The 22,813-nt window shown below is 39.9% G+C and carries 25 protein-coding genes and 1 pseudogene; 6 read left to right on the top strand and 20 right to left on the bottom strand.

The window, feature by feature from the left end; all coding sequences use genetic code 11:
• Nucleotides 1-186 precede the first annotated feature (186 nt).
• The 3 genes from infC to holA form a co-directional block, all read right to left on the bottom strand.
• Complete coding sequence (gene infC, locus VB775_RS04425; RefSeq protein ID WP_009627301.1) at nucleotides 187-711, bottom strand: translation initiation factor IF-3; 525 nt, start codon at nucleotides 709-711, stop codon at nucleotides 187-189.
• Nucleotides 712-889: 178 nt separating this feature from the next.
• Nucleotides 890-2,020 (bottom strand): 3-dehydroquinate synthase, encoded by a 1,131-nt coding sequence (gene aroB / locus VB775_RS04420; RefSeq protein ID WP_281007912.1) that lies wholly within the window; start codon nucleotides 2,018-2,020, stop codon nucleotides 890-892.
• A 90-nt stretch (nucleotides 2,021-2,110) separates the two neighbouring features.
• On the bottom strand, nucleotides 2,111-3,094 hold the full coding sequence (gene holA / locus VB775_RS04415; RefSeq protein ID WP_094535505.1) for a DNA polymerase III subunit delta: 984 nt from the start codon (nucleotides 3,092-3,094) through the stop codon (nucleotides 2,111-2,113).
• 41 nt (nucleotides 3,095-3,135) lie between these two features.
• On the opposite strand from holA, the gene VB775_RS04410 reads away from it, so the two are divergent.
• Complete coding sequence (locus tag VB775_RS04410) at nucleotides 3,136-3,828, top strand: sugar transferase (protein ID WP_281007911.1); 693 nt, start codon at nucleotides 3,136-3,138, stop codon at nucleotides 3,826-3,828.
• A 553-nt stretch (nucleotides 3,829-4,381) separates the two neighbouring features.
• On the opposite strand, the gene VB775_RS04405 is transcribed toward VB775_RS04410, so the two are convergent.
• The 3 genes from VB775_RS04405 to VB775_RS04395 all read right to left on the bottom strand — a co-directional run bounded on the left by VB775_RS04405 (nucleotide 4,382) and on the right by VB775_RS04395 (nucleotide 7,868).
• The gene (locus VB775_RS04405) at nucleotides 4,382-5,326 is read right to left on the bottom strand and encodes a hypothetical protein (RefSeq protein ID WP_281007910.1); all 945 of its coding nucleotides are present in this window, start codon (nucleotides 5,324-5,326) and stop codon (nucleotides 4,382-4,384) included.
• Nucleotides 5,327-5,441: 115 nt separating this feature from the next.
• Nucleotides 5,442-6,098 (bottom strand): Npun_F0813 family protein, encoded by a 657-nt coding sequence (locus VB775_RS04400; RefSeq protein WP_281007909.1) that lies wholly within the window; start codon nucleotides 6,096-6,098, stop codon nucleotides 5,442-5,444.
• A 297-nt stretch (nucleotides 6,099-6,395) separates the two neighbouring features.
• Nucleotides 6,396-7,868: a hypothetical protein gene (locus tag VB775_RS04395; RefSeq protein ID WP_281007908.1), complete on the bottom strand. Its 1,473-nt coding sequence runs from the start codon at nucleotides 7,866-7,868 to the stop codon at nucleotides 6,396-6,398.
• Nucleotides 7,869-8,329: 461 nt separating this feature from the next.
• Between VB775_RS04395 and dnaB the strand changes: the two genes are divergently transcribed.
• From dnaB to VB775_RS04375, 4 genes are all read left to right on the top strand, one after another.
• Nucleotides 8,330-10,981, top strand: coding sequence for a replicative DNA helicase (gene dnaB, locus VB775_RS04390; protein WP_281007907.1), 2,652 nt, complete (start codon nucleotides 8,330-8,332; stop codon nucleotides 10,979-10,981).
• A gap of 181 nt (nucleotides 10,982-11,162) precedes the next feature.
• Nucleotides 11,163-11,759, top strand: coding sequence for an antibiotic biosynthesis monooxygenase (locus VB775_RS04385; RefSeq protein WP_281007906.1), 597 nt, complete (start codon nucleotides 11,163-11,165; stop codon nucleotides 11,757-11,759).
• Between the two features lie 319 nt (nucleotides 11,760-12,078).
• On the top strand, nucleotides 12,079-12,918 hold the full coding sequence (locus VB775_RS04380) for a hypothetical protein (RefSeq protein ID WP_281007905.1): 840 nt from the start codon (nucleotides 12,079-12,081) through the stop codon (nucleotides 12,916-12,918).
• A 108-nt stretch (nucleotides 12,919-13,026) separates the two neighbouring features.
• Entirely contained in the window at nucleotides 13,027-15,036 is a 2,010-nt protein-coding gene (locus tag VB775_RS04375) for an HAD family hydrolase (RefSeq protein WP_281007904.1), read from the top strand.
• Nucleotides 15,037-15,162: 126 nt separating this feature from the next.
• Here the strand turns inward: VB775_RS04375 and VB775_RS04370 are convergent, their stop codons facing one another.
• The 4 genes from VB775_RS04370 to VB775_RS04355 form a co-directional block, all read right to left on the bottom strand.
• Nucleotides 15,163-15,351, bottom strand: a complete 189-nt coding sequence (locus tag VB775_RS04370; RefSeq protein WP_281007903.1) for a DUF2281 domain-containing protein — start codon at nucleotides 15,349-15,351, stop codon at nucleotides 15,163-15,165.
• 246 nt (nucleotides 15,352-15,597) lie between these two features.
• Nucleotides 15,598-15,795, bottom strand: coding sequence for a hypothetical protein (locus VB775_RS04365; protein WP_281007902.1), 198 nt, complete (start codon nucleotides 15,793-15,795; stop codon nucleotides 15,598-15,600).
• A gap of 166 nt (nucleotides 15,796-15,961) precedes the next feature.
• The gene (locus VB775_RS04360) at nucleotides 15,962-16,225 is read right to left on the bottom strand and encodes a type II toxin-antitoxin system RelE family toxin (RefSeq protein WP_281007901.1); all 264 of its coding nucleotides are present in this window, start codon (nucleotides 16,223-16,225) and stop codon (nucleotides 15,962-15,964) included.
• Nucleotides 16,218-16,490, bottom strand: a complete 273-nt coding sequence (locus tag VB775_RS04355) for a hypothetical protein (protein WP_281007900.1) — start codon at nucleotides 16,488-16,490, stop codon at nucleotides 16,218-16,220. Before VB775_RS04355 ends, VB775_RS04360 begins: the two co-directional genes overlap by 8 nt.
• A gap of 1 nt (nucleotide 16,491) precedes the next feature.
• Here VB775_RS04355 and VB775_RS04350 point away from each other — a divergent pair, with 1 nt between their 5' ends.
• Nucleotides 16,492-16,635, top strand: coding sequence for a hypothetical protein (locus VB775_RS04350; RefSeq protein ID WP_281007899.1), 144 nt, complete (start codon nucleotides 16,492-16,494; stop codon nucleotides 16,633-16,635).
• Here VB775_RS04350 and VB775_RS04345 read toward each other — a convergent pair.
• The 10 genes and pseudogenes from VB775_RS04345 to VB775_RS04300 form a co-directional block, all read right to left on the bottom strand.
• Nucleotides 16,624-16,854 (bottom strand): YgiT-type zinc finger protein, encoded by a 231-nt coding sequence (locus VB775_RS04345; protein WP_281007898.1) that lies wholly within the window; start codon nucleotides 16,852-16,854, stop codon nucleotides 16,624-16,626. The genes VB775_RS04350 and VB775_RS04345 overlap by 12 nt on opposite strands.
• 1 nt (nucleotide 16,855) lies before the next feature.
• Nucleotides 16,856-17,164, bottom strand: coding sequence for a DUF4258 domain-containing protein (locus VB775_RS04340; protein WP_281007897.1), 309 nt, complete (start codon nucleotides 17,162-17,164; stop codon nucleotides 16,856-16,858).
• 96 nt (nucleotides 17,165-17,260) lie between these two features.
• Nucleotides 17,261-17,601, bottom strand: a pseudogene (locus VB775_RS26335) (DUF5615 family PIN-like protein).
• Nucleotide 17,602: 1 nt separating this feature from the next.
• Complete coding sequence (locus VB775_RS04330) at nucleotides 17,603-17,929, bottom strand: DUF433 domain-containing protein (RefSeq protein ID WP_281007895.1); 327 nt, start codon at nucleotides 17,927-17,929, stop codon at nucleotides 17,603-17,605.
• A gap of 97 nt (nucleotides 17,930-18,026) precedes the next feature.
• Entirely contained in the window at nucleotides 18,027-18,437 is a 411-nt protein-coding gene (locus VB775_RS04325) for a type II toxin-antitoxin system VapC family toxin (RefSeq protein WP_281007894.1), read from the bottom strand.
• On the bottom strand, nucleotides 18,437-18,664 hold the full coding sequence (locus tag VB775_RS04320; RefSeq protein ID WP_281007893.1) for a hypothetical protein: 228 nt from the start codon (nucleotides 18,662-18,664) through the stop codon (nucleotides 18,437-18,439). Before VB775_RS04320 ends, VB775_RS04325 begins: the two co-directional genes overlap by 1 nt.
• Before the next feature lie 226 nt (nucleotides 18,665-18,890).
• Entirely contained in the window at nucleotides 18,891-19,112 is a 222-nt protein-coding gene (locus VB775_RS04315) for a hypothetical protein (protein ID WP_281007892.1), read from the bottom strand.
• Nucleotides 19,105-19,398, bottom strand: a complete 294-nt coding sequence (locus VB775_RS04310; protein WP_281009359.1) for a DUF4258 domain-containing protein — start codon at nucleotides 19,396-19,398, stop codon at nucleotides 19,105-19,107. The genes VB775_RS04315 and VB775_RS04310 overlap by 8 nt, the downstream gene beginning before the upstream one ends.
• A gap of 51 nt (nucleotides 19,399-19,449) precedes the next feature.
• A complete protein-coding gene (locus tag VB775_RS04305) occupies nucleotides 19,450-20,760 on the bottom strand; it encodes a DUF1802 family protein (protein ID WP_281007891.1) in 1,311 nt (436 codons plus the stop codon).
• Nucleotides 20,760-22,775 (bottom strand): P-loop NTPase fold protein, encoded by a 2,016-nt coding sequence (locus tag VB775_RS04300; protein WP_281007890.1) that lies wholly within the window; start codon nucleotides 22,773-22,775, stop codon nucleotides 20,760-20,762. Before VB775_RS04300 ends, VB775_RS04305 begins: the two co-directional genes overlap by 1 nt.
• Nucleotides 22,776-22,813: the final 38 nt, after the last annotated feature.

The following is a 22,813-nucleotide window of genomic DNA, read 5'->3' as shown; positions in this document are numbered from 1 at the left end:
AATGACGAAAAATGGTAAGAATCGCTAAGCGATTCTTACCATTTTTCGCTTTCGTCGAAATGACGTTAAGAAAACTTACATTGCTATAATTTCCAAAAATCAGCATGAAAAAATAGGCAGTGAATAGCAAATCTATTCACTGCCTATTTTGAGTTTTAAAACGCCTCGTAAAAAGAGGCGTTTTGATTATTTTTTGGGAGCCATCAACATCGTGATGTTTCTTCCTTCGCGTTTAGGATATTGTTGAATCTCCGCAACAGACTCTAGATCGCTAGCCATACGATTTAACAAAACTTCCGCAAGATCAACGTGTTGAATCTCACGGCCACGAAACATCACAGTAGCTTTAACCTTGTCACCTTCTTTTAAGAAGCGTTCAGCATGATTGATTCGCACTTTGTAGTCATGTTCTTCAATCTTGTAACGCATCTTCACTTCTTTGACATCAGAGGTATGTTGCTTTTTGCGAGCTTCACGCGCCTTCTTCTCTTGCTCAAACTTAAATTTGCCGTAGTCCATGATCCGACAAACAGGAGGGTCAGCCTTGTCGCTTACTAATACAAGGTCTAGCTCTTTTTCTTCAGCCATCTTCAAGGCTTCTTTGGGGGTTAGGATGCCGAGTTGCTCCCCCTCCATATCAATGACTCGAATTTTTGGATATCTGATGCGTTCGTTGATTTGGGGAAGGTCTTTAATTGGCTTTTTAGTCATGAAATCTCTGTTGTCTAGACTCTTGGGGGTATTGGTTTAAATTACTAATGGTTTACAAATATATGCCTATGCTAAGCAATATATGCAAATTAAGTTTTGGATATACTTCAGCTTAGCAGTTTTTTGCTTGACATAAACGTTTAAGTATAGTACGAACTACCACTTCATGTGTCAAGTACTATGCCATCATTTTTCGTAAATTTTGGTTAACCATAGCTGAGGTTACCCGATCGCTAAGCGTTACCGATCCGATCGCCGTTGGCAAAATGAAGCGAACTTGACCAGCTTCAACTTTTTTATCGGTGGATAGGGACTCAATAATTGCATCTAAATCAATATCCGCAGGTAAAGTTTGTGGTAGTCGAGTTTTGGTGATCAGTGCAACCTGTTGAGCTTGATCGGCTTCAGTCCATAGACCCAGATCGACAGCGATCGCACCCGCAATGACCATGCCTAAACCAACGGCTTCGCCATGATTGTAGAGACGATAATTGGTAACTGATTCGATCGCGTGACCAACAGTATGACCATAGTTAAGAATGGCGCGAAGATTTCCTTCTTTCTCATCCTTGGATACGACTTCGGCTTTGGCTTTAGCACAACGGTACAAAATCGTTTGGAGTAATTCTGAGGAAATATAGCGCAACTGATCGAGGCGATCGCACTTAGCCAATAAATCAAATAATTCCCGATCCCAGATTACGCCGTACTTAATTACCTCAGCCATTGCTGAGCGAAATTCACGGGCAGGTAAAGTTTTTAGCACTTCAGGATCAACCCAAACGAGGCGAGGCTGATAGAAAGCCCCAATTAGGTTTTTGCCCTGTGGATGGTTGATTCCCGTCTTTCCACCGATCGCGGAATCTACCATTGCTAAGAGCGTAGTTGGTACTTGGACAAGATCGATTCCCCTTAGCCAAGTCGCCGCCGCATAGCCTGACATATCGCCAATTACTCCGCCACCAAGCGCAACAATCATCGATGAGCGTTCTAAACGATGTGAAAGTGCTGCATCATATATCTTTTGAAGTGAATTTGCAGTTTTAAAGCGTTCACCTGCTGGCAGAATCAAGTGCGCCACATCAAACCCTGATTTAGACAGGGATGTTAGGACAATCTCGCCATAATGTTTATAAATGACTGGATTTGAGACAATCAGGACTTTTTTGCTTTTTTTGCCTAAACCAATTTCTACTAACTTTTCGCCTAAGTTTTTGAGACTGTGAGAAGCGATCGCAATCTCATAACTGCGATTAGGCTGCTGATCGCCATTAAGTGCAACGGTAACTGTTGCGGAATTTTCGGACATATTTCTAAGTAAATGATCTAGGTTTGATCGTAGCAGCGATCGTGTTGCCATTTCTGTTATTACAGGCAATGGGCTTAAGCCCATTGTTCACTATTTGGTCATTGCTTGGCATAACTCAATAATTGCCGTTTGCAATGTCGCGGTTTCATCTTTGCCATGCTTGAGATCAGCTTCTAGCCTCAACAAAATGCTTAGCGATCGCATCAGCTTTTGACTATTTAGCCCCTGAACTTCCTGTTTCAAGAAATAAACGCGCTTAGGATTGCCAATTTCGGCAGCATCAGCGATCGCCTTATCATCTCGCTCTCCCGATTCTTGCATCAATTTAATCCAGAGCCATGTGCGAAATTGCCCTACTAAAGTTGCACAGATCCGCAAACCTACTTCATTATTTCGCAGTAGTTCGGCAATCAATGAGAGTGCTTGACTAGTATTTGCTGAGCGAATAGCACTTGCTAATTGCAAACTATTGTGAGCCGAAGCTTGCACTAATGGGGAAATCTCTTTAGCGGTAAGTGGCTTTGTTTTTCCATAATGTGATAATTGCAACTTTTGCAACTCCATTGTCAGTCGGCGGGTATCATTGCCAATCGCATCAACTAGTAAATCTATGCCATCTGATGCTATTTTTAAATCAATTTCTGCTGCAGCTTGTTTCACTAATTGAGCGATCGCATCGGTTTTCCAAGGAGGGATTAACGAAAACTCTAAAATCTGGGCATACTTCTGCAATAACTTGGTAGATTTGGCTCTCCCATCAGGCTTATTTGATGATGTAAACAAGATGTAGGAGTCTACAGGTAAATGATTAAAAGTTCTTTCTAACTCTGCTAGTAATGATTCCGCGCATCGTTGGGCGATCGCAGTATCGGCAAGCCAAGTTAAGCGACTACCCATCCCAAAGGGCGAAGTTACCGCTTGGTTTAATCCGTCCATTACCTCAAGATCCCCCGTAGCATTGATTTTTGCATAATTAAAATCTCGCCACATCGGATCAATATGGGTATCTATCAGTTTTTTAACTGCTTGAGAAATTTGATAGTCGTCATCGCCCCAATAAAAGTAGACAGGCATTGTATGATTAGTTCAACTATGTGGTGTGGTGTAGAGATTTGATGATTACTAGAAGCAAAGCAAATAGTCAAGTTAGCCTCCGTACAAAGAAATCGGTTACAGATCGTACAGATCATTATGCGACTTGGGGAAAAAGAGTCTTTGATATCGTATTTGCATCAATTGTTCTAACAGCGTTTTCACCAATTTATCTAGCAATTACGTTGTTGGTTTTCATTAGCTCTCCTGGCTCGGTTTTATATATTCATCCTAGAGTTGGTATAAATGGTTCTAAATTTAATTGTATTAAGTTTAGAACGATGATTAATGGTGCTGATCAAGCTCTAGAAGATTATTTAAACGCTTGTCCAATTAGCCGAGCGGAATACGAAGCATCTTTTAAACTCAAACATGATCCTCGGATTACTAAAATTGGTAAGTTCTTGAGGACAACTAGTTTGGATGAGCTGCCTCAATTTTGGAATGTACTCATGGGTGATATGAGTGTGGTTGGTCCAAGACCACTAGTACAAGCTGAACTTAGTAAATATGGTTCAGCTATTGATCGAGTACTTAGCGTTCGACCTGGTATTGCGGGACTATGGCAAGTTTCGGGGCGTAATGATATTCCCTATGCAAAGCGAGTCCAGATGGATGCCAGTTATGTTAAGCTCATGAGCCTTTGGCTTGATATACATTTAATCTTTAAAACTATTTTAGTGGTGATTTTTCCCAAGGGAAATGGGGCTTATTAAAAAACAGGAAGTCTTACTATAGCGCTCCTAAATGAGTTGTAAGATTTTGAGTGTTGTGAGAGTGCGCCCTTTCGGGGCGAACTCTCATAACCTATTTAGGATTGCTATATGAACTAGATTTTAATGTTTCCAACGCCAAAGGCGTTGGAAACATTAAAATTTGTTTTTAGAAAGCCCACCGTTGGCGGGCTTTCTAAAAAAAGATTTTAGTAATGAGAATTGCTGATTAAAAAAGGGACTTCTTAAAAAGAGTGGCGCTAAGCGCCACTCTTTTTTAACGTGAGTTCGATATCGCCATTTGCGTCGTGCTTCGCACGACGCAAATGGTGAAAAATGGTAAGAATCGCTAAGCGATTCTTACCATTTTTCGCTTTCGTCGAACTGACATCAGGTTAATTTCAAACCTCATCCTAGATAGGGTTCCGATGCGAACCCTATCTAGGATGCAAAACATTAAAAGCCTCGCGAAGCGAGGCTTTTAATGTTTTGCATCCAGAAATCTAGGAGTTAGTTTGAAATTAACCCAAACTGAGGTTAATTCAGAGGTAGTGTACTAGCTTCTACGGCTACGGGATGTTGGTCGCGAAGATAAATCAAACTCTAAAGCAGCAGCCATTCCCCAGAGAATAAAGGCAAGAATCCAGAAAAATTCAGCAGGTTCACCACTTTGATATTGCTTGCCTTCACAAACTTTGCTGATACCAGTATTGATGCTGTAGTTAAACCATAAATCACCAAAAAACATGGCAATACCAGCACTGCCGAGTAAGCGCCAAGATTGAGCTGCCTTACCACCCCAAAAAGCTAGTAATAGAATGGTCGCAACAATTAGTAGCCAAATATCACCAAGGGCATAAATAATATTCAGGATTTTCCCAGTATCCAGAGAAAACCCTCCACCTACGACAAAAGTAACATAAGCCGCCACGACGACCCCAGTAAACCCAACAGCACCGACGATCGCCCATTGTTTAGGATAGAGATTTAGTCGTCTCCCAATCACGGACATCGCCATTCCCCATGACAAAAACACGTAGGTTGCTGTGAAAAAGATATCGGCGATCGATGGAAAGGTTTGGACTAGATCCTTAGCGCCTTTGGCTCCACCCGCAATCAATCCACTTTGATATTGAAAATCTAGATAACCAAAAATTAAATTACCGATACCCCAAGATAAGATACCAATGCCTAAACCTAGCCAAACATTACGACCGCTAATGATTTTGGAACTACGCCAGTTACGTAGACACAATATGCCTGAACATGCGATCGCTACAGTTTGAAAAATATACGTTCCGTATCGATACCAATTGGGTCTTACGAATAGATCTGTTACGGCTTTGTCACATTCTACAGCAGGCTTGATTGTATGTGGTCCATCGGTTGGGGCATTAAAAAACAGGTAGAACATTAGAGCTAGGGCTGCCCATCCGATCGCTGCCCAAACAATAGATTGCGTGGAAATCCCTGATGGCGAGGGAGATTTAGCTCTGCTCATGAATCTTGCACCTTAGCTACAACCATAAGAAATAAAGTATTCAAAGAAAGAAAATAACAAGTATTGTGCTGCAAGCCATAACTTTAGAGGAAAACATCGAAATAATTTATTTAGATTACTTCCAGAGTTTACCCTTAGGAGTTTTTGCCAGCCAAGCAGTTACAGATGACGCTTCAGGTAGTTCATTTAGAGCATCGATCGCACTATCGACAAAACTACTATTCCCAAAATAGGAGGAAGCTAGTCGATGGACTTCACCTAGAAGAAGCTGCAATTTGCTTTCATCCCAGTTGGGAATCTGCACACTATTAAGTGGATTAATTGACAAAACTTCTTCTAGAGAAGCAATATTTTCACTTTGAGCAAATTTACCCTGTTGCATGAACTTCAGTAAATCCTGCTTAAAAGAACTTGCTTGTCTAACGCCTAGGAGATCTTCAACCTCGATATATACAGCCTGCAATATCAGTAAACAACCTTGGACAAGATGTGTACCTGCTGAAGAACTCTGGGTAGGTACTGTATGGAGTTGGTCTAGTTTAACTCTTCCCCAAACGCTAAAACGTTGAGGCTCTTCTAGTAATACGCAAGCTTTGCCTTTGTTATCAGTTAAGTCACGCCAAAGCGCTAAAGCCTCATCTCGATTATCACCAAACATGTTGAGTAACCGAAATGTTTGCCCCTGATATTGCAAAATCGGTATTTGTTGATCTTTGTTTTGTGGATTTTGGACGTTGATAATTTCAACATCTTGGCGCTTCAGGATGAACATGTCTCTACTGTTGACTTAACTGATGTTACCAGTAGCAACAAATCGTAGCTACCTAATGCCAAGGTTAATGATAATGCCAAAATCACATTAAAGTCTTGAAAATTTAAAATAAAACATTAATAAAGTAGAACCCACACGCCGCACATGCACTATTTTCTTAAATTAACGTCAGTTCGACGAAAGCGAAAAATGGTAAGAATCGCTAAGCGATTCTTACCATTTTTCGCCATTTGCGGCGTGCTTCGCACGCCGCAAATGGCTATATCGAACTCACGTTAAATTAATGGTGACTAATCTTTATAACAGGAGAGATTTGGGTACAGGTAGGATGATTAGTAAGGCGATCGCAATTAAAATCATGCCAATCAGATCGCGTACTTTGCCAATTTCAATACTTTCATTCAAAATAAGTGGGCGGGGGGTAGGTAGTAAAAATAACAAGAGACTGTAAATTCTCAGCCAAGGTTGTGTAAGTACAGCGATCGCCAGTAATACTAGTCTTGCCATGCGAGCAATTTGGACGGCTTGACGATGCCCAAACATGGCGATTACCAAATGCCCTCCATCCAGTAAATCAAGGGGCATTAGCTGTAAGGCACTAATTGCTAAGCCAGACCAACCAGCGAGGGTGAGTGGCGAAAAAGCAGTAATTGTGTCTGCTGTATTTGTATTTTTTCCTATAGAAAAAATTGTTTGCATCAAAGTGAGCAAAATTGAATTTTTAAAATCAAAGGTGGCGAGATTTGTAATTAACAAAGATGGGGCGATCGCAGGGTCAGCAATCATGACCGTTGGAGGAACTAGCACCCAGTTACCTAAAATCAATAAAACTATGGAGATCCCTAAGCCCGCGATCGTGGGAATTACAGCTAGATCAAAAAGAAGTCGGCGCTGATGTGGGTGTCCTTGCCCTGTGGGAAAGTTGGTATTTAAACTGCCTAACAACCCAAAACCACCTAGGACTGGGAGGAAAAGTGGGCGAGCAAGTTGCACTCGATAATTTCTAGCAACGTAGTACTGTGCGATCGCCCTTGCGATAAAGATGCTTGCTAGGCAAAGCAAATAAGGAATTCCTTGCTGTAAGTTGCTTAAACTTAAGTTTTCAATACGTTGATTTGCTCCGACAACTAACAGGGTGAAGGCTGTGAATAAAATACTAATTGCGCTGGGCAACCAGCTTTGGCGATCTCTTAAAGACGGTGGGAATTTGTTGAGATGGTTAGGGATCAAATAAAAGCTATAGTTTGTTATGTTTTCTTGACGATCTTGAGCATTACCAAAATCGAAACCTAGATTTTCCAAGGGATTTTCTTGCAAATAACCAATAAAACGATCGCCGAATATTTTTTGGATATTTTGGTTAATCGTTTCATAGGCATATTTGGGATTTGGCGATCGCAGATTGCCCCGACAGAAGATTTCGTGAGGTCGATATTCTAAACCTGTTAGATGATAAAGATGGCAGGAAAAGCAATCTTTGAGTTGTTTTTCTTCGCTGGGATCAAGGCTGATGACTTCTAGGTTTGAGGTGGAAGATGCGATCGAGTTGCTATAGATCCATACGGAAAGCAGAAATACAACTACCACGAAAATTAATGGTAAAACTGTGCGATTGATTGTTGTCAGAGTGATCGCCAAGCTTGGTAAGGCAACTGCGAGAATCCACAAAACAAATATTTGAGTCTGCTGGTTTACGCTTTGTCGCGATCGCTGATGGTAGATTGAGACGCACCCCACTACCGCAAAAACAAATATGTCTTCAAATCCCATATCAATTTCTCATTACTATAGCTATAGCCATCAATGTTATACCAAAGCACAAAATGGCTACGCCATTTTGTGCTTTTAAAATCCTTACTGGGTTTGGCTTTTAATTCAATGTCAGTTCGACGACAGCGAAAAATGGTAAGAATCGCTAAGCGATTCTTACCATTTTTCGCCATTTGCGGCGTGCGAAGCACGCCGCAAATGGCTATATCGAACTCACGTTAATTCACGAAAGTGTGACAACACTTTCGTGAATTGGTATTAGGGCAAAACTAAAACCTAAGAGAGGTTTGCGACGCAAATCTCTCTTAGGTTTGTAACTTGGGTTTTATAGACGGTACAAAATGCTGTTTTTCCTTTCAGGTTTTAATTTTGCAATTAAAACCTAGAATTATGAATGCACTCAACCTCGCATCCTCCTTTCTAGGCAATTTCCCCAGATCGTAAACCAGTCAGTAAGTTATATGAGCAAAGACTTTGAATCTATCAGCGATCGCTTGCCACCTCAGAATATTGAGGCCGAGGAGGCCGTTTTAGGGGGAATCTTAATCGATCCAGAGGCGGTATCGCGTGTGCTTGATACCCTGCGTCCTGAAATGTTTTATGTAGCAGCACATCAGGAAATTTTTCGGGCTTGTTTGATGTTGCATAACCAGTCCAATCCCACAGACATGATGAGCTTGACCACATGGCTCAGCGATCGCGATATGCTCGAAAAAATTGGTGGTCAGACAAAAATTGCCCAACTTTGCGATCGCACCGTTAGTGCGGTAAACATCGATTTTTATGCCCAACTGGTGGCGGATAAATATGCAAGGCGTAAGCTTGCCGAAGCTGCTAGAGGTGTTGTTGAGATTAGCTATAGTAACGAAGTTGAATTAGCTCAACTCCTCGATCAATCGGAACAAAAGATTTTTGCGGTTACCCAATCCCGCGCCCAACAAGGGCTTACTCCTGCTGCCGATATTCTTACAAAAACCTTTTACGAATTAGAAAATCGCTTTAATTCCCTTGGTACTGGTAATTCCACTGCGACAGGTTTAATCACAGGATTTTATGATTTTGATGCAATGACTAATGGCTTGCAGCGATCGGATTTGATTATCCTCGCAGGTCGTCCATCAATGGGTAAATGCTTAGCTTTTGATAGCGAATTGGTTTTAGCCGATGGCAGCGTTAGCACGATCGCCACAATTTATCAGCAGTACCAACAAAATCAAACGAAACCTAATTTATTAACATTAGGCGAAAACTGGCATTTTCATTTAACCCAACCCTCAGCCTTTATTGACGATGGTATTAAGCCAGTATTTCGAGTGACAACTGCTTTGGGGCGACAAATTGAAACAACTTTAACCCATCCATTTCTAACAATTACTGGTTGGCAACAGTTAGGCGAATTACGTGTCAGCGATAAAATTGCCCTTCCCCGTCAAATCGCAGTTTTTGGAAAAGAAGTCCATCGTTCTTGCGAAATTAAACTCTTAGCTTACCTACTAGGCGATGGTTGTTTGACCCAAAGTAGTCCCAGATTTACCAATATTAATCCTCAAATTCAAGATGATTTTATTGAGGCAGTTGAGCAATTTTCTCCTTGCTTGAAAGTAACTATTGATATTCATGGCGATCGCGCTGCAACTTTGCATATTACAGCCCAACAAAGAGGTGCAGGTAATCCTTTAATTCAATGGTTAAGAAATTTAAAAATTTGGGGTAAAAATTCCCATCAAAAGACCATTCCCGATTTTATCTTTCGTTTAGAAAAGAAATTAATTGCTTTGTTTTTGAATCGCTTACTCGCTACTGATGGCTGGATGTCTACTTTAAAAAGTGGTCAATTACAAGCAGGCTATGCCACGGTTAGTGAAAAATTAGCCCGTCAAGTCCAGCATTTGTTATTAAGATTTGGAGTGATTGCAAAACTTAAACAAAAGCAAGTTAAATACAAACAAGAACTACGCCACTGTTGGCAACTTGACGTTACTGATGCTTTGTCATTGCACACTCTAATTAATGAAATCGGGATCTTTGGGAAAGAAGATGCCATCAACAGATCTAAACTCGCTCTAGCGACAAAGCGATATCAAACTAATACTGATTTAATACCTGTTGAAGTTTGGCATGATTTGACTTTAGTTAAAGGTGATCTTTCTTGGAAGAAATTAGCAGAAACAGCAGGTATCAATGGCTCCAATATCCATGTCGGTAAACGCGCCCCTACCAGAGAGAGGCTATTAAAATTAGCAACAGCCGTTGATTGCCTATCATTACAAAATCTTGCCTCAAGCGACATCTATTGGGACAAAATCACTGCGATCGAGTTTGTTGGAGAAAAACAAGTTTATGACTTGACAATTTCTGAAACCCATAATTTCGTTGCCAACGATATCTGTGTCCATAACACTGCTTTTGGGTTAGAGATAGCGCGAAAGATGGCAGAAATTCACCGCTTACCTGTGGCAATTTTTAGCTTAGAAATGTCGAAGGAGCAGCTAGTTTACCGTCTCTTAGCCAGTCAATCCAAAGTTCGCTCCAGTGATATGGGCATCGATAGTAATCGCCTCCGCACTGGACAAATTAGCGAAAATGAATGGGGAACCGTGGCGATGGCAATTAGTGGACTTTCGGAATTACCCCTATTTATCGATGACACTCCTAATCCGCCGATTACAGAACTTCGCTCCAAAGCTCGCCGATTGCAATCAGAAAAGGGAGGCGTACTAGGTCTAATTTTGATTGACTATTTGCAATTAATGGAAGGATCTGGTTCTGATAATCGGGTGCAAGAGATTTCGAGAATTACGCGATCGCTTAAAGCTTTAGCTCGTGAATTGAATGTGCCTGTAATCGCTTTGTCCCAATTAAGTCGTGGTGTAGAAGCGAGAACGAATAAACGCCCGATGCTTTCCGACTTGAGAGAAAGTGGAAGTATAGAACAGGATGCGGATTTGGTCATTAATTTATATCGTGATGAATATTACAATCCTGAAACTCCCGATCGCGGTGTTGCTGAGATTATTATCGCTAAACATCGTAATGGTCCAGTTGGTACGGTCAAACTACTGTTTGAACCTCGCTTAACTAAATTTGAGAATATGGCTTCTAGTCGTAATTAAGGGACGCGCAGTAAAATTAATAAGAGTTTTTATAGCGTTTTTCGAGCAAACGAGGTGCAAAGGTTTGTTTCCCCGCCGAAGGTGGGGAAACAAACCCGTACTTCACTAGCCTGATAAACGCTATATGTGTCGCGGATTCACCTCGACACATAAAAACTCTTATTAATTTAGTAGTAAATCTATGCAGCCATTTGGACAACAAAGCGATCCAATTACATTAGTCATCTCCGAAGTTGTTGAGCCAAACCTCATAGAAGAATATGAAGCTTGGACAAAAGGGATCAATTATTCAGCCCAACAATTTGAGGGATTTATAGGGGTTGAAGTCATTCGTCCTCGCGATCATCAATATCCTGAATATGTGGTCATCGTTAAGTTTGATAACTATGCACATTGTAAAAATTGGCTTGCTTCACCTATATATCAAAAATGGATGCAGAGATCTCAAGAATTTATATCTAAGCGATCGCAACAACATCAATCAAATGGATTAGAACTATGGTTTACTTTGCCTAAAAGCAATATTGGCAGTCCTAAGGAATCGCCCTACTACAAACAGGTAATTGTTGGTGTGATTACGGTATACCCCCTAATCTTGCTGGCTAACTTGATTCTGACTCCATTTCTACAGGGACTACCTGCGTTATTAGGCTTACTCATTTCTGTGATATTTGTATCTGCTTTACTGACCTATCCAGTTATGCCATATTTAACCAAAATATTAGCCTTTTGGCTCTACCCTGCACCATCCAAACGACCTAAAAAAGCAAGGAAGTGAGATCTCACGAAAAGATTAGGATTAGGGTGGGCGACGCTTTGCGCCGCTAGCAATTCTCATTATGAAAACGATTTTGGTATTTCCTGAGCCGAAGGCTCAGGAAATACTAAAATCGTTTTTTTTTGAAAGCCCGCCGTTGGCGGGCTTTCAAAAAAAACGATTTTTATAATGAGAATTACTGAAACGCCGCCCACCCTAATCATAGAGTTGCATGCTTCATTGACTTTCTTATTTTTTATTAGCGATCGCTTTATTTCGGCTTTATAATTGCGATGTAATAATCATTAAATAGCGATCGCGATAATTTCAAGAGGAATAAATGGTAAATATTGGTTATCATTCTGCAAAACTTCAAGGTAATTTTTTCCGATCCATCTACAAATCTAGTCTTCCAAGTTTAGTGAGTTTTCCGATCGCTCAAGAGCGTCAAGTCCCCATCAAAGTTTATGCACTTTCCTGTGAAAGAGACTTACCTGAACAAGTAGCAAGTCTACGATCGTTCCTTCGTCACGTGGGAATTCCTAAAGCGTTTACGATCATGTCGGACGGAAGTTACACTGAAAAGAGCATTCAGTTACTGAAACGGGTTCATCCGTGCGTAGATGTCCAACTCTTAACCAAATTCCAAAGAGATGATTTACCCCAATCAGTCTATGAATATGCATCACAGCAAGCTATGGGCAAGAAATTAGCAGCCCTGATGTCTATTCCCATTGATGATGCAACACTTTACACTGATTCAGATATTTTGTTCTTTCAAGGAGGTTCTGATTTAGCGGATTTAGCTGCTTCTGAAGATATGCATACCTATTATTTGCCTGACTGCAAAAACTCCTTAGACAAGCGACTCATTTATGAGGAGATCGAACAGCAAGATCCTATTAATGCTGGATTCATTCTATTCAAGAAACCTTTAGATTGGGATGAATCTGTACAAAGATTGGCAAAACTACAAGAACTTCCCAATTATTTTTCTGAGCAAACGATTGTCAATTTAACAATCAAACGTAATCATGGTAATCCTCTTGCACGTGATAAATATATTATGAATGTTGATGATCAGTTTATCTATCCAGACAAGTTTGCCTCAAAGCAAATCGCTATGCGACATTATGTTAGTGATATTAGACATAAATTTTGGCAATCAGTTTTTTTCTAAGCCATAGGTCAATAGCAACCAATTTTTTGAACGCTTAGTAAAGTTGTGTTATCAAAAAATTGGTTCTTTAAAACTACCCCAATCCCCAATTATTTATTCCATTCTTTTATGCCACAAATATCTAGCTTTGACATCTTTGATACGCTACTGACAAGATTAGTAGGCGAGCCCACAGAAATTTTTAAGATATGTGGCGATCGCGCGGTACAGTTTGGATGGATTGATTTCTCGGCTGAAACCTTTCGTGAGGTTAGAATTCAGTCTGAACAGCGATCGCGTTTATTCTATGAAGGCGGTGAGGCTAGACTAGATGAAATCTATCGCGAGATGGCAAACACTTTAGAAATAGAGGCAGAGACTATCGATAAACTTAAGAATTTGGAACTAGAGGTGGAAAGGGAATATTTAATTGCTGTTCCGAAGGCTTATCTATTGGTAGAACAAGCAAGGCGATCGCATCCTAACATTTTGTTTGTATCGGATATGTACTTACCTGAAGCTTTTCTGGAAGAACGACTAAAACAGCATGGCTTTTGGCAAGAGGGCGATCGCTTATATGTCTCTTCACAATGTCGGAAGTCTAAAGGGATAGGGGATCTATTTTTAAAGGTTGTGGAAGATCTAAGCCTGAGTCCTCAAGATCTAACTCACATAGGCAATAGTCATTCGTCTGATGTTGCTAGACCTAGTTCGTTAGGGCTTAATTCTATCTATTTTCATGATGCTAATCCAAATCGCTATGAATTAATACTACAAAAACATGCTAATTCCACGAATGGAGTTACTTCTTATTGGGCAGGTATATCTCGCTATACACGACTAACCAGAGATGCCAAGACACCCAAGGAATCTATCATTCGCGATATTGCGGCTTCAGTGGCTGCACCTATTTTAACTGCCTATACAATTTGGATTTTGCAACAGGCTAAAGCAAAACAACTTGCTCGTATTTACTTCTTAGCAAGAGATGGTGAAATGTTGTTGCAAATTGCCAAGGAACTTGCTCCGAAAATTTATCCAGAATTGGAATTGCGTTATCTCTACGTTAGTCGTCAGGCTCTGAGAATGCCAGGTTTAACAAAGATTAACAAGACTTTTTGGGAATGGATGTTTGACGATACGACTATTTTTACGATTGATGCTCTCATAGCTCGAATGTGTCTTGATCGCCAAGCGGCTCAGCCAATTTTTGAATCGCTGGGATATCCCTGTGAAACTTGGCAAAAAAATTTGTCGGGGAAAGAAAGAGTATCACTACGCAATAATCTAGAAAAGAATACACCTTTACAAGAATTAGTTCTCCAGATTGCTGAGCAAAAGCGTAAAGTTTTAAAAGCTTATTTGCATCAGGAAAAAATGCTTGATGGAGAAGCCTTTGGTTTAGTTGATGTGGGTTGGCGTGGCAGTTTACAGCTTTCTTTAGAAAATGCCTTTGAGATATTTGGCACAAGAATGCCCGTTGGTTTCTACTTTGCTTTGGACAAACCTACAGGAGACCTCAAGCATAAAGGAGAAGTACTCGCTTTTTTCTTTAACTTAAATAACTCTGTAGGACTTCGTAATGATATCGACTATCGCTATGTTTCGGCGATGGAAGTTTTTTGTGCAGGTTGTGAAGGCACAACTCTTGACTATGCTTTACAAGCAGATGGTTCTGTGGTTCCTGCGCTCAAGCATGTCCACAATCAACCCGCTCTAGATTGGGGGCTAAAGGCTTTTCAGCAATCTGTAGTTACGTTTGTGCGTCATCTGGTAGAACGATCGCCTACGGATTTTTCGTTCGATAATTCTCCAAAATTATTGCGTGAAGCCTTAGACGAGATGTTTCTCACTTTTAACAACACACCAACGCAACAGGAAGCAGAAGCATTCATGGATTGTCCATTTTTTGATGATCCCAATGAGTTTTATCATTTTTATTGGGTAATGCCTGTGCGTTTAGTCGATGTTGTTAAGTATGCGATCGCTAGAGGTGAGGGTTTTCATAGGCATCGCAACGCATGGAGTGAAGCCAGTCTGCAAATCAGTTCTCCAACGCTCAGAGCGTTAGTAGCTTTGGCGATCGCCCAGCGCAAGCTCCTGAAGCGTCTCAAAAAATTGATTCTTCGCAATAAATAACATTGCTCATTAATGTGTATCTAGCTTGTTAGGGCATAAAACCCAAATAGTGTGAGGCGGCGCTTCGCGGCGCCTCACACTATTTGGGTTTTGATTTGTCACAGGTGGCTATAGCTGTATTGCATTTTACATATATTCCTCTAGTTCTTCCAATGGTTCATCAAAATCACTTGACATAAAAATTTGTCCAGCCAAACTACCATAGCCATGCTGTTGTTTTGTAGGTTGCTCCTCAATGGTTTTGGCTATTGGATATTTGTTACAGCGCTTTGCGCTGTAATTAGATATTCTGCATAATGCAAAAGTTCTGTTCATAACAGGTCTGAAAGTCAATGCCATCTGGACTGGTGATTAAGTCAATGCGATTAGGTGGATAACCAAGTTGAATGATTTGATGCGGTTCTTGAAAGTCTTGGGCAGTTAGTCCTAAGCTACCGAAGCCAAATTCTGTTAATGCTGTAATTATTTTTTGTGAGTTTTCTTCGCTGATTTCTATCCAAATATCGATGTCTTTGGTGTATCGTGGATGTCCATGTATGGCGACTGCATAGCCGCCAATGACTAAGTAGTTAACTTGGTTGTCGTTTTAATAATTGTATAAATTCTTTGAAGTCTTGGTTGAGCATTGTATTTGTATTGATGATATTCTTGGCGAATTTGTTCGAGGGTTTCTAAGCGTTTTTGGGGTGTTTGTTGTTGCCAGTATTGAAAATCACTGACTTGTTGTTTGATGTTAGTTTTGATGATTACTTTTTCCATGTTGTTTCTCTTCGCTTTAGTCTTCTTATTCTATCGGTAAGTCTCGCAGGTAGTAAAAGCGATCGCCTTTTTCTCCATCACCCTTAACTCTTCCCAAATATCTTAGGCTAATAAGAAAACGTCAATGGCGATCGCCTATTCATTCCCTTAATCAGGTAGCGACACCTTATATTTCATAAGCTTTACTGCGGTGAGCGATCGCCACAACAAACACTTGTACTATTTCATCTTCGACTGAATAAATAATCCTATAATCGCCAATGCGATAGCGATATAAATTTGAATATTCTCCCTTGAGCGCTTTGATGTTAGGGTGCGATCGCGGATCTTGTTCTAATTGTTGTAAACATTTAGCAATCTTTTTCGCTAAAGCTTTATCTGCTTTAGCATAAACTTTCTGATCATCAGGATGCAGTAAAATTTCATACATCAGAACGTACTGTTCTCCAATTTACGTATTGGCTTTTAGGTGTTGTTTGATTCTGTTTGATACGTTCTAATAGTCCTGAAATTGATAATAGTTCTTGGGTTGCTGCTTCGCTTTCAGCATTTGCTAAGAATGCGGCAAAGTCGGCAACTACTTTTAATCTTTCTGGAGATAGCTGTTTAATTGATTCACTCAGTTGATTCTGTATTTCCGTTACTGGTATCGCAGAGGGATTATCGACAATAGATATATCATTGGATGTATTCATTGTGATTGCTAGAGTTATTTTAAGTGTTTACAGTTTAGCATTTAAGAAAATAGAAGTAATTATTGCGGTAAGTCTCGCAGGTAGTAAAAGCGATCGCATTTTCTACCATCCACTTCTACTCTTCCCAAATATCTTAGGCGAGTGAAAAAACATCAACTGCGATCGCTCTAATTGGTTGAGATTTACTGTGTAACATTACGCGAATCTGCTCTGTTGTCTCGCGGCTAAAGGTTTGCTCACCACATTGGTTACAGACTTTTGAGGGGATATTCTCGACGAATACAGGTTTGCCAGAGATGTAAAAAACTTCGCTAATTAGTTCTTGAGAAAACTCTGTTGAACCGCATACATGACATTTATTCATTTTATTTTCTCCTTGTAAATTGAATCCATTGATTGGGATCTGGTTCATATATTGTAATGATTTTTACGATCGCTGATTCTTGCATTGATACTTGTAAGTGAAGTGGTCTATGGGTTTTAGTGATTCCAAAAATCAAACAACTTGGTGAGTATTTATCATCTGGGTATTCCTCAATAATGCTCGCATTTTCAGCTATTTGCATAATCTCCTGTTCGCTAATATTTCTTTCCACTGCACGTTTGAGGGCATGACGGCTAAATTCAAAGTCTCCCCTTTGAAGTTGTGAGCGAATCTCAGTTATGGTTTTCATTTTCTATCGGTAAGTCTCTCAAATAGTAAAAGCGATCGCCATTTTCTCCATCTCCCCTAACTCTTCCCAAATATCCCACTCATGGAGAATAGATCTCTATTTACTAGGACGATTTATGCGAATTAATTGGTTGGTTAAATCTACTGTATTGTTAATTGCTTCATGAATTTGGGTGGCTTGTCTTTGTCTGTTGATGTCTTCTGTGCAGACGATTATACCTGTATGGATAGGGTGTAGGTTATGCAGTCGGATAAAGTCACTGCGATTAATTGTTAATACGGTGCGGTTATCACTTATCGCAAAGGCTAGGACATCTTCATCAGGGATTCTTTGTTGGCTTTGCCTGCTTCTTGGACTGTTAAAATATCATGTCCTAGCTCGCGTAGTAGTTTGACGACAATTTTGGGAAATTGCTCATCGGCATAGAGTCGTGCCATGTTAAGCTGCCTCTTGCCTATGAAGGGCTGCTTCTATTTCATCAGGATGGGTTTCGGCGTAGCGCCATGCGTTTGCTAGGTCTGTTGCGGAGAGGGTGGGATAGTCTTCGAGGATGTAGGCTTCGCTTGCGCCTTGGTGTTGGAGGCTTACTAGCAGCCATACGGGTATGCGGGTTTGACGAATGCAAGCGTCACCACCCATGACTCTTGGATTTTTTTCGATGCCTTGCCATGTATTGCTGAGGCTTTGGACTAGGATTTGGATTGCTTGAGATTTTTCTTCGGGGGTTAGGGATAGTAGTTGTGGTTGTAGTTCTTTGAGTGTCATGTTATGTCTCCTTTTCTATCGGTAAGTCTCGTAGTAAAAGCGATCGCCTTTTCTCCCATCACTTTCAACTCTTCCCAAATATCCTGTCTTTAGCTTTTCACAATCTCTTTAGTAATTCTTGAACAGAGTATACAGGGATAGTTGAACTCGCAAATCCTTTAGCATCACGGGTTACTATTGCGTCTAAATTTTGAGCGATCGCACTATAAATCTGGACAGCATCTTCAAAATCTGTTAAGCCAGATGCAAATGCTGCCTCTAAGACATTACGATTGATTGGACAAATAGTCATAGTGTCTAAAGTACTGGAAACTGCTTCTCTTGCAAGTTCTAGGTTACGGGTATGTTTACGCGCGATGTAGAAAATATCGGTCAGGGTTGTAGCGGTTACATAGCCAATAATTTGTCCAGAGATGATCGCGGCAAACAGTTCTTCTGCATCTTTTTTAAAAGGTTCTCTTTCTAACAAAAAATCTAGTAGAACATTTGTATCAATAAGAACTTTCATTAGAGATATTTTTCCATGCGATGTTGTTCTAACATTGATTCGACTTCGGCATCGGTTGGGGATGGCTGGCTAGTTTTGAGTAAACCTTTCATGCGGCTGATTGCTTGCGATCGCTTTGGTGTTGAGATTGGAGTTTCTTGAATCGAGTCAATGATAGAGCGCACAAGTTCTAGGCGATCGCTTACAGGTAATTTACGCACCTGATTTTTAAGTTCTTGCAATAACATAGTGTTACTCCAGTTAGTCTGTGTTGGGAGGCTAGTGTGGACAATTTTAACATTTTCAGCAAATGAAAATTATTAGGAGTTGCGATCGCGTATTTACTTGCTTAATCGTTACATTGACAAGTCAAATCGGTAAATCTCTCAAGTAGTAAAAGCGATCGCCTTTTTCTCCATCACTCCTAATTCTTCCCAAATATCCCGCCAATGGTGAAAAAATCAGGTTCTAGAATTAGGCGGCGTAGCTATAAACGGGTGTCTGAATTACACGCTTTGGTTCTTGACCGTCCAAAATAATTTGTTGTAGCAACATCACAGTTGATGGCGCAAAGAATTGTTCTCCTGTTTCTTCATTTATGCGAGCAGGAACGTTCTCAATCAGGATGAATTTGCCGTTTAGTTCTAATGAGTAGGTTACGCGCTTTTCGACAAGTTGCTCTTGATCATTATTCATTGTTTGTTCTCCTTACGGTGAAGTTGTCATTCCATTTATTTGGATCGGGTTCATATACTGTGATGATTTTAACCAAAGCGCGGCTAGGATAGCTGGTTTGGATATGAATTGCTCTACCAGTTTGAGTTATGCCACAAATGAGGCAGCTAGGAGCGTATTTGTCGTTGGGATAGTCTTCGATGATTTGACCGTTAGCGATCGCTTCTACGATCTCGTGCAAACGAATTTGGCGAATAATGGATTGATCGACGGCATGTTTAGAAAACTCATATTGTTCGTTGGCAATTTTGGTCTAAATATCTTCAATCATAGGCATGTGTAAATATTGAGTAGTATTTTAAGTCGGTAAGTCTCGTAAGTAGTAAAAGCGATCGCCTGTTTCTCCATTGCCCTTAACCCTTCCCAAATATCCCGCCAATGGTGAAGAAAGCTCGATTAGTATATCTTTTAGTTCTTCACGTTCACGGATCGGTTTAGGTGGATTTGAATATGGATAAGCACCGAAAAGAGTTTCTACTCCAACTTTTTCTTCGTGATTATTTTTTACAAGATTGACAATATGCGATCGCAGTTTGATTTCAAGTTTTGCTTTTTCAATAAAACCTAAAATTTTAGAGTTAGAGTCTTCGCCAAACGGTTCACTTTCTAAGCTCAATTTTAAATCTTGTAAATTAATCGAGCCTGAATGTGTGAGTTTAAGTTTAACTAGCTCTTCTAAGGTTTCTGGTCTGATAACGTTCATTTTATTTCCTATGGCGACTGGATTAGAATGATGATTGAGCGAACCTGCGGCAATTATAATTTTGACTGCTTTTTCGTAGTGGTTGGGGAAATGTGCTTGACCAAGATAGGTAAGCTGGCTACATACTTCTGTAGGAATTTTTTGATTAGCACTTGCTTTACACTCTCCAACTACAGGATATGGATATTCGCAACATAGATCGATACCTCCTGCACCGCCTGTTGCTTCAGGATCGAGACTAGCTTTAGGATTAGTATTGGAATTACTAAAACCAAGATGAATAAAGCTTTTTCTAACCAGTTTTTCAAATTCATGACCATCGCTAGAATTGCCAGTTTTTGCAATTTTCTCTATCCAGTCAAGTTCTTTAGATAATTGTAGATTGTGTTGCAATGCTGCTTGATCAAGTAATCTCTGAATTTGGATATCTAATGGTTCTGGTGGCTCCAAATTTTCTAGCTTCTGTTTGATTCTTGAAAAATCTGGATCGCTTAATACTGGTGACGAGTCATCAACTTTTAATCGATCAGGTAAAGCTACATATTGACCTTGAGATCTAGCAGGAATTGTAACTGGTTTGGATAATCTATAAACTCGTAAATAGATAAGAAAAAATGATTCGTATTCTGCAATTATCTGCTGCAAGCATTGAGTAGATATAGCGGTGTAATGCGAAATAATATCTAAAGGTTTGGAATTATCGACTATATCGCATTGTTCACATCTCGCCCAAGCTGAGATTGTGATAGTTTCTACATCTGGTTGATCTGGATAAAGTGCAAAAGTCCTTCCAGCATTGGTAAAAGTGCGCGGTATTGCTGCAATAATATCTCCTTTCATTAGACTATCAATAGTCTGGGAATCTAGGCGTAAGGCATTGGGAATAACAATAGACTGGATGATCATTACAGTGATACGTTCTGCGAATCAGTGGATACTGAGTTATTTTGCTCTTGAAAATTTTGAAGCTTAGACCGTAGCTCATCTCTACGTTCTTGAAAAATCTCAGATGTGCTTACACTATAAACAGGAAGACTTGGGAAATAGCTAAAATCCTCACACAGCAAATTTGGTGGTTCTTCTCCCGATGGATCGCTTAATATTTCCCTTATTAGAGGATTGTTAAAAATAAGATTAGTCTCTACGCTAAAGTTGCTGATCTTTTCTAACGTTAAATCATAGTCATTTACTTTCTTAGAAACCAGATAAATAGCTAAAAGAGGCTGAATTTCTTCCTTCTTTAAAACAACCCATTCCCCACCACGGTGATTTAGTAAAATTATTACCTCAGTCTGTGCTGCGTTAGCATTTTTACCAATCTGTTTTGATCTAACTAGACATCCCCTAGTGATATCAAACTTTTGGTAATCATTCAGTCTTTTTAACGTTGTCCCAATATTACGACCAACTGATTGTTGAATTACTGCAACACCAATTTTGATAAGTTTACCTGACTCTTGTGCTGTAATTCTAACGTGCAAATAACCTCGATCAGATTTCTTAACTTTGTCATCAATCCATTCAACTTTCTTGATGGTAACACCTTCAATCTCTGTATCAATTAAACTAGTGCAAGCAAATTCTAAAGCTCTCCCAATTACATCATTATTTTCCATGTATTCATCAATAGAATCTTCTATTGACTTGTATTCGTTGTCAAATGCCACTTTGACAGATTGATCTACTAACTTTATCGGATCAATTAGCTGTTCTATGGAAGTACTGTTATTACTATCTTTTTTTCTTTCAAAACCAGACGAGTTCTTACTTTGATTGTTTATATTCCAGTTTTCAGAACACCATTTTAGAATAGCTCTAGCAGTTGGACGCTCTTTCCCAATCTCTCTAATTTCAGACTCATCAAAAGGATAAAGTGGATGTGGTGGCGTAAGTTCTTTGCTAGTGTAAAAATCTTCTAGCCATTTACGCACAAGTAAAACTGATGTATCAGGATTAAGATAATCAAGCTCTAAAACCTTGTCAGCCGTGCGATCATAAGATGCACCTTGCATTTGTGCTAACTTGATCTCATCTCTCAAAGTTGCTGGATACATAGCCATCAACAGAACACATTTACTAATAGCATTGCGTAAATCTTTTGCCAGTGCTGCGACAACTTGCGCTCTAGTAAATCCCCTAGTGTTGTTGCTTGGATCATCTAGTTCATCAAAACAGAATACTAGATTGCTGTAGTTCCCAATTAAAGATAAAAGTTCACAGGTTGTCTTGAAAGTGGCTAATTCAGTTTTCTGTGAATTATTTGGCAAGCCTAGCTCATCAGCCTTTGCTTGAGTTAGCTCTTGTCCAGCCAACCAACTAATTGCATAAGGTGCATGATTTTCTGAAAGTGTCCATAAAATTGCTTTGACCAAATAGGGATTGTTTAGCTCAGGTTTTCTTGCACATATCCCATTAGCCCAATTCTCAGGAGTTTTAGGATTGTGGTTAACGATTGAGGCAAATCTACCACTAGCTAGTTCTTTCGGAGTACAAGGGCGATCGCCTTTAGCAGTAAAAAACATATTCGCTGCAAGTTCTTGCCATTGCATAACTCCTTCAACTCCAATCCTCTTAAGGCTAGAAGTTAAAGTTTGTAAAAACTCGGATTTGATAGAGTCTAAATCGCCATAGTTGCCCATGTAAACAAAAAATGCTCTCCCTTCAGTTTGAAGGCGATGACGAATACGGCTGATGATTTGAGTTTTCCCTAAGCCCTTTTCCCCAGAAATAATGATACCGATGGATGGAATCTCATTTTTTGAGACTTGATCAATAGCATTAAAAACTGCATCGGATATATGAGCATTAATTTCTGGGACATCGGGAAAACTTGCTCCCCAAATGTGGTGTTGATCAACAAATTTGATCGAGAAAGGATTGCTATTTTTTATAGCTTCATGGATATCTTCTGAACCAGACATAGGATTCTATTAACTTGATTTTTTATGATAATATTAAG

It is taken from the genome of Pseudanabaena sp. CCNP1317, from assembly GCF_034931345.1.
Classification (GTDB): Bacteria; Cyanobacteriota; Cyanobacteriia; order Pseudanabaenales; family Pseudanabaenaceae; genus Pseudanabaena; species Pseudanabaena galeata.
Note: the sequence above shows the minus strand (reverse complement) of the source record. Positions and strands in the feature narration are given on the sequence as shown.

Coding starts and splice junctions, on each gene's coding strand:
- VB775_RS04405 (WP_281007910.1), bottom strand. CDS start 5,326: ATGAGCAGAGCTAAATCTCCCTCGCCATCAGGGATTTCCACGCAATCT.
- VB775_RS04320 (WP_281007893.1), bottom strand. CDS start 18,664: ATGTTATTGCAAGAACTTAAAAATCAGGTGCGTAAATTACCTGTAAGC.
- VB775_RS04370 (WP_281007903.1), bottom strand. CDS start 15,351: ATGAACAGAACTTTTGCATTATGCAGAATATCTAATTACAGCGCAAAG.
- VB775_RS04315 (WP_281007892.1), bottom strand. CDS start 19,112: ATGAATAATGATCAAGAGCAACTTGTCGAAAAGCGCGTAACCTACTCA.
- VB775_RS04400 (WP_281007909.1), bottom strand. CDS start 6,098: ATGTTCATCCTGAAGCGCCAAGATGTTGAAATTATCAACGTCCAAAAT.
- VB775_RS04375 (WP_281007904.1), top strand. CDS start 13,027: ATGCCACAAATATCTAGCTTTGACATCTTTGATACGCTACTGACAAGA.
- VB775_RS04395 (WP_281007908.1), bottom strand. CDS start 7,868: ATGGGATTTGAAGACATATTTGTTTTTGCGGTAGTGGGGTGCGTCTCA.
- VB775_RS04330 (WP_281007895.1), bottom strand. CDS start 17,929: ATGACACTCAAAGAACTACAACCACAACTACTATCCCTAACCCCCGAA.
- VB775_RS04340 (WP_281007897.1), bottom strand. CDS start 17,164: ATGAAAACCATAACTGAGATTCGCTCACAACTTCAAAGGGGAGACTTT.
- VB775_RS04355 (WP_281007900.1), bottom strand. CDS start 16,490: ATGAATACATCCAATGATATATCTATTGTCGATAATCCCTCTGCGATA.
- VB775_RS04345 (WP_281007898.1), bottom strand. CDS start 16,854: ATGAATAAATGTCATGTATGCGGTTCAACAGAGTTTTCTCAAGAACTA.
- dnaB (WP_281007907.1), top strand. CDS start 8,330: ATGAGCAAAGACTTTGAATCTATCAGCGATCGCTTGCCACCTCAGAAT.
- VB775_RS04410 (WP_281007911.1), top strand. CDS start 3,136: ATGATTACTAGAAGCAAAGCAAATAGTCAAGTTAGCCTCCGTACAAAG.
- aroB (WP_281007912.1), bottom strand. CDS start 2,020: ATGTCCGAAAATTCCGCAACAGTTACCGTTGCACTTAATGGCGATCAG.
- VB775_RS04360 (WP_281007901.1), bottom strand. CDS start 16,225: ATGTATGAAATTTTACTGCATCCTGATGATCAGAAAGTTTATGCTAAA.
- holA (WP_094535505.1), bottom strand. CDS start 3,094: ATGCCTGTCTACTTTTATTGGGGCGATGACGACTATCAAATTTCTCAA.
- VB775_RS04380 (WP_281007905.1), top strand. CDS start 12,079: ATGGTAAATATTGGTTATCATTCTGCAAAACTTCAAGGTAATTTTTTC.
- infC (WP_009627301.1), bottom strand. CDS start 711: ATGACTAAAAAGCCAATTAAAGACCTTCCCCAAATCAACGAACGCATC.
- VB775_RS04300 (WP_281007890.1), bottom strand. CDS start 22,775: ATGTCTGGTTCAGAAGATATCCATGAAGCTATAAAAAATAGCAATCCT.
- VB775_RS04305 (WP_281007891.1), bottom strand. CDS start 20,760: ATGATCATCCAGTCTATTGTTATTCCCAATGCCTTACGCCTAGATTCC.
- VB775_RS04365 (WP_281007902.1), bottom strand. CDS start 15,795: ATGGAAAAAGTAATCATCAAAACTAACATCAAACAACAAGTCAGTGAT.
- VB775_RS04385 (WP_281007906.1), top strand. CDS start 11,163: ATGCAGCCATTTGGACAACAAAGCGATCCAATTACATTAGTCATCTCC.
- VB775_RS04325 (WP_281007894.1), bottom strand. CDS start 18,437: ATGAAAGTTCTTATTGATACAAATGTTCTACTAGATTTTTTGTTAGAA.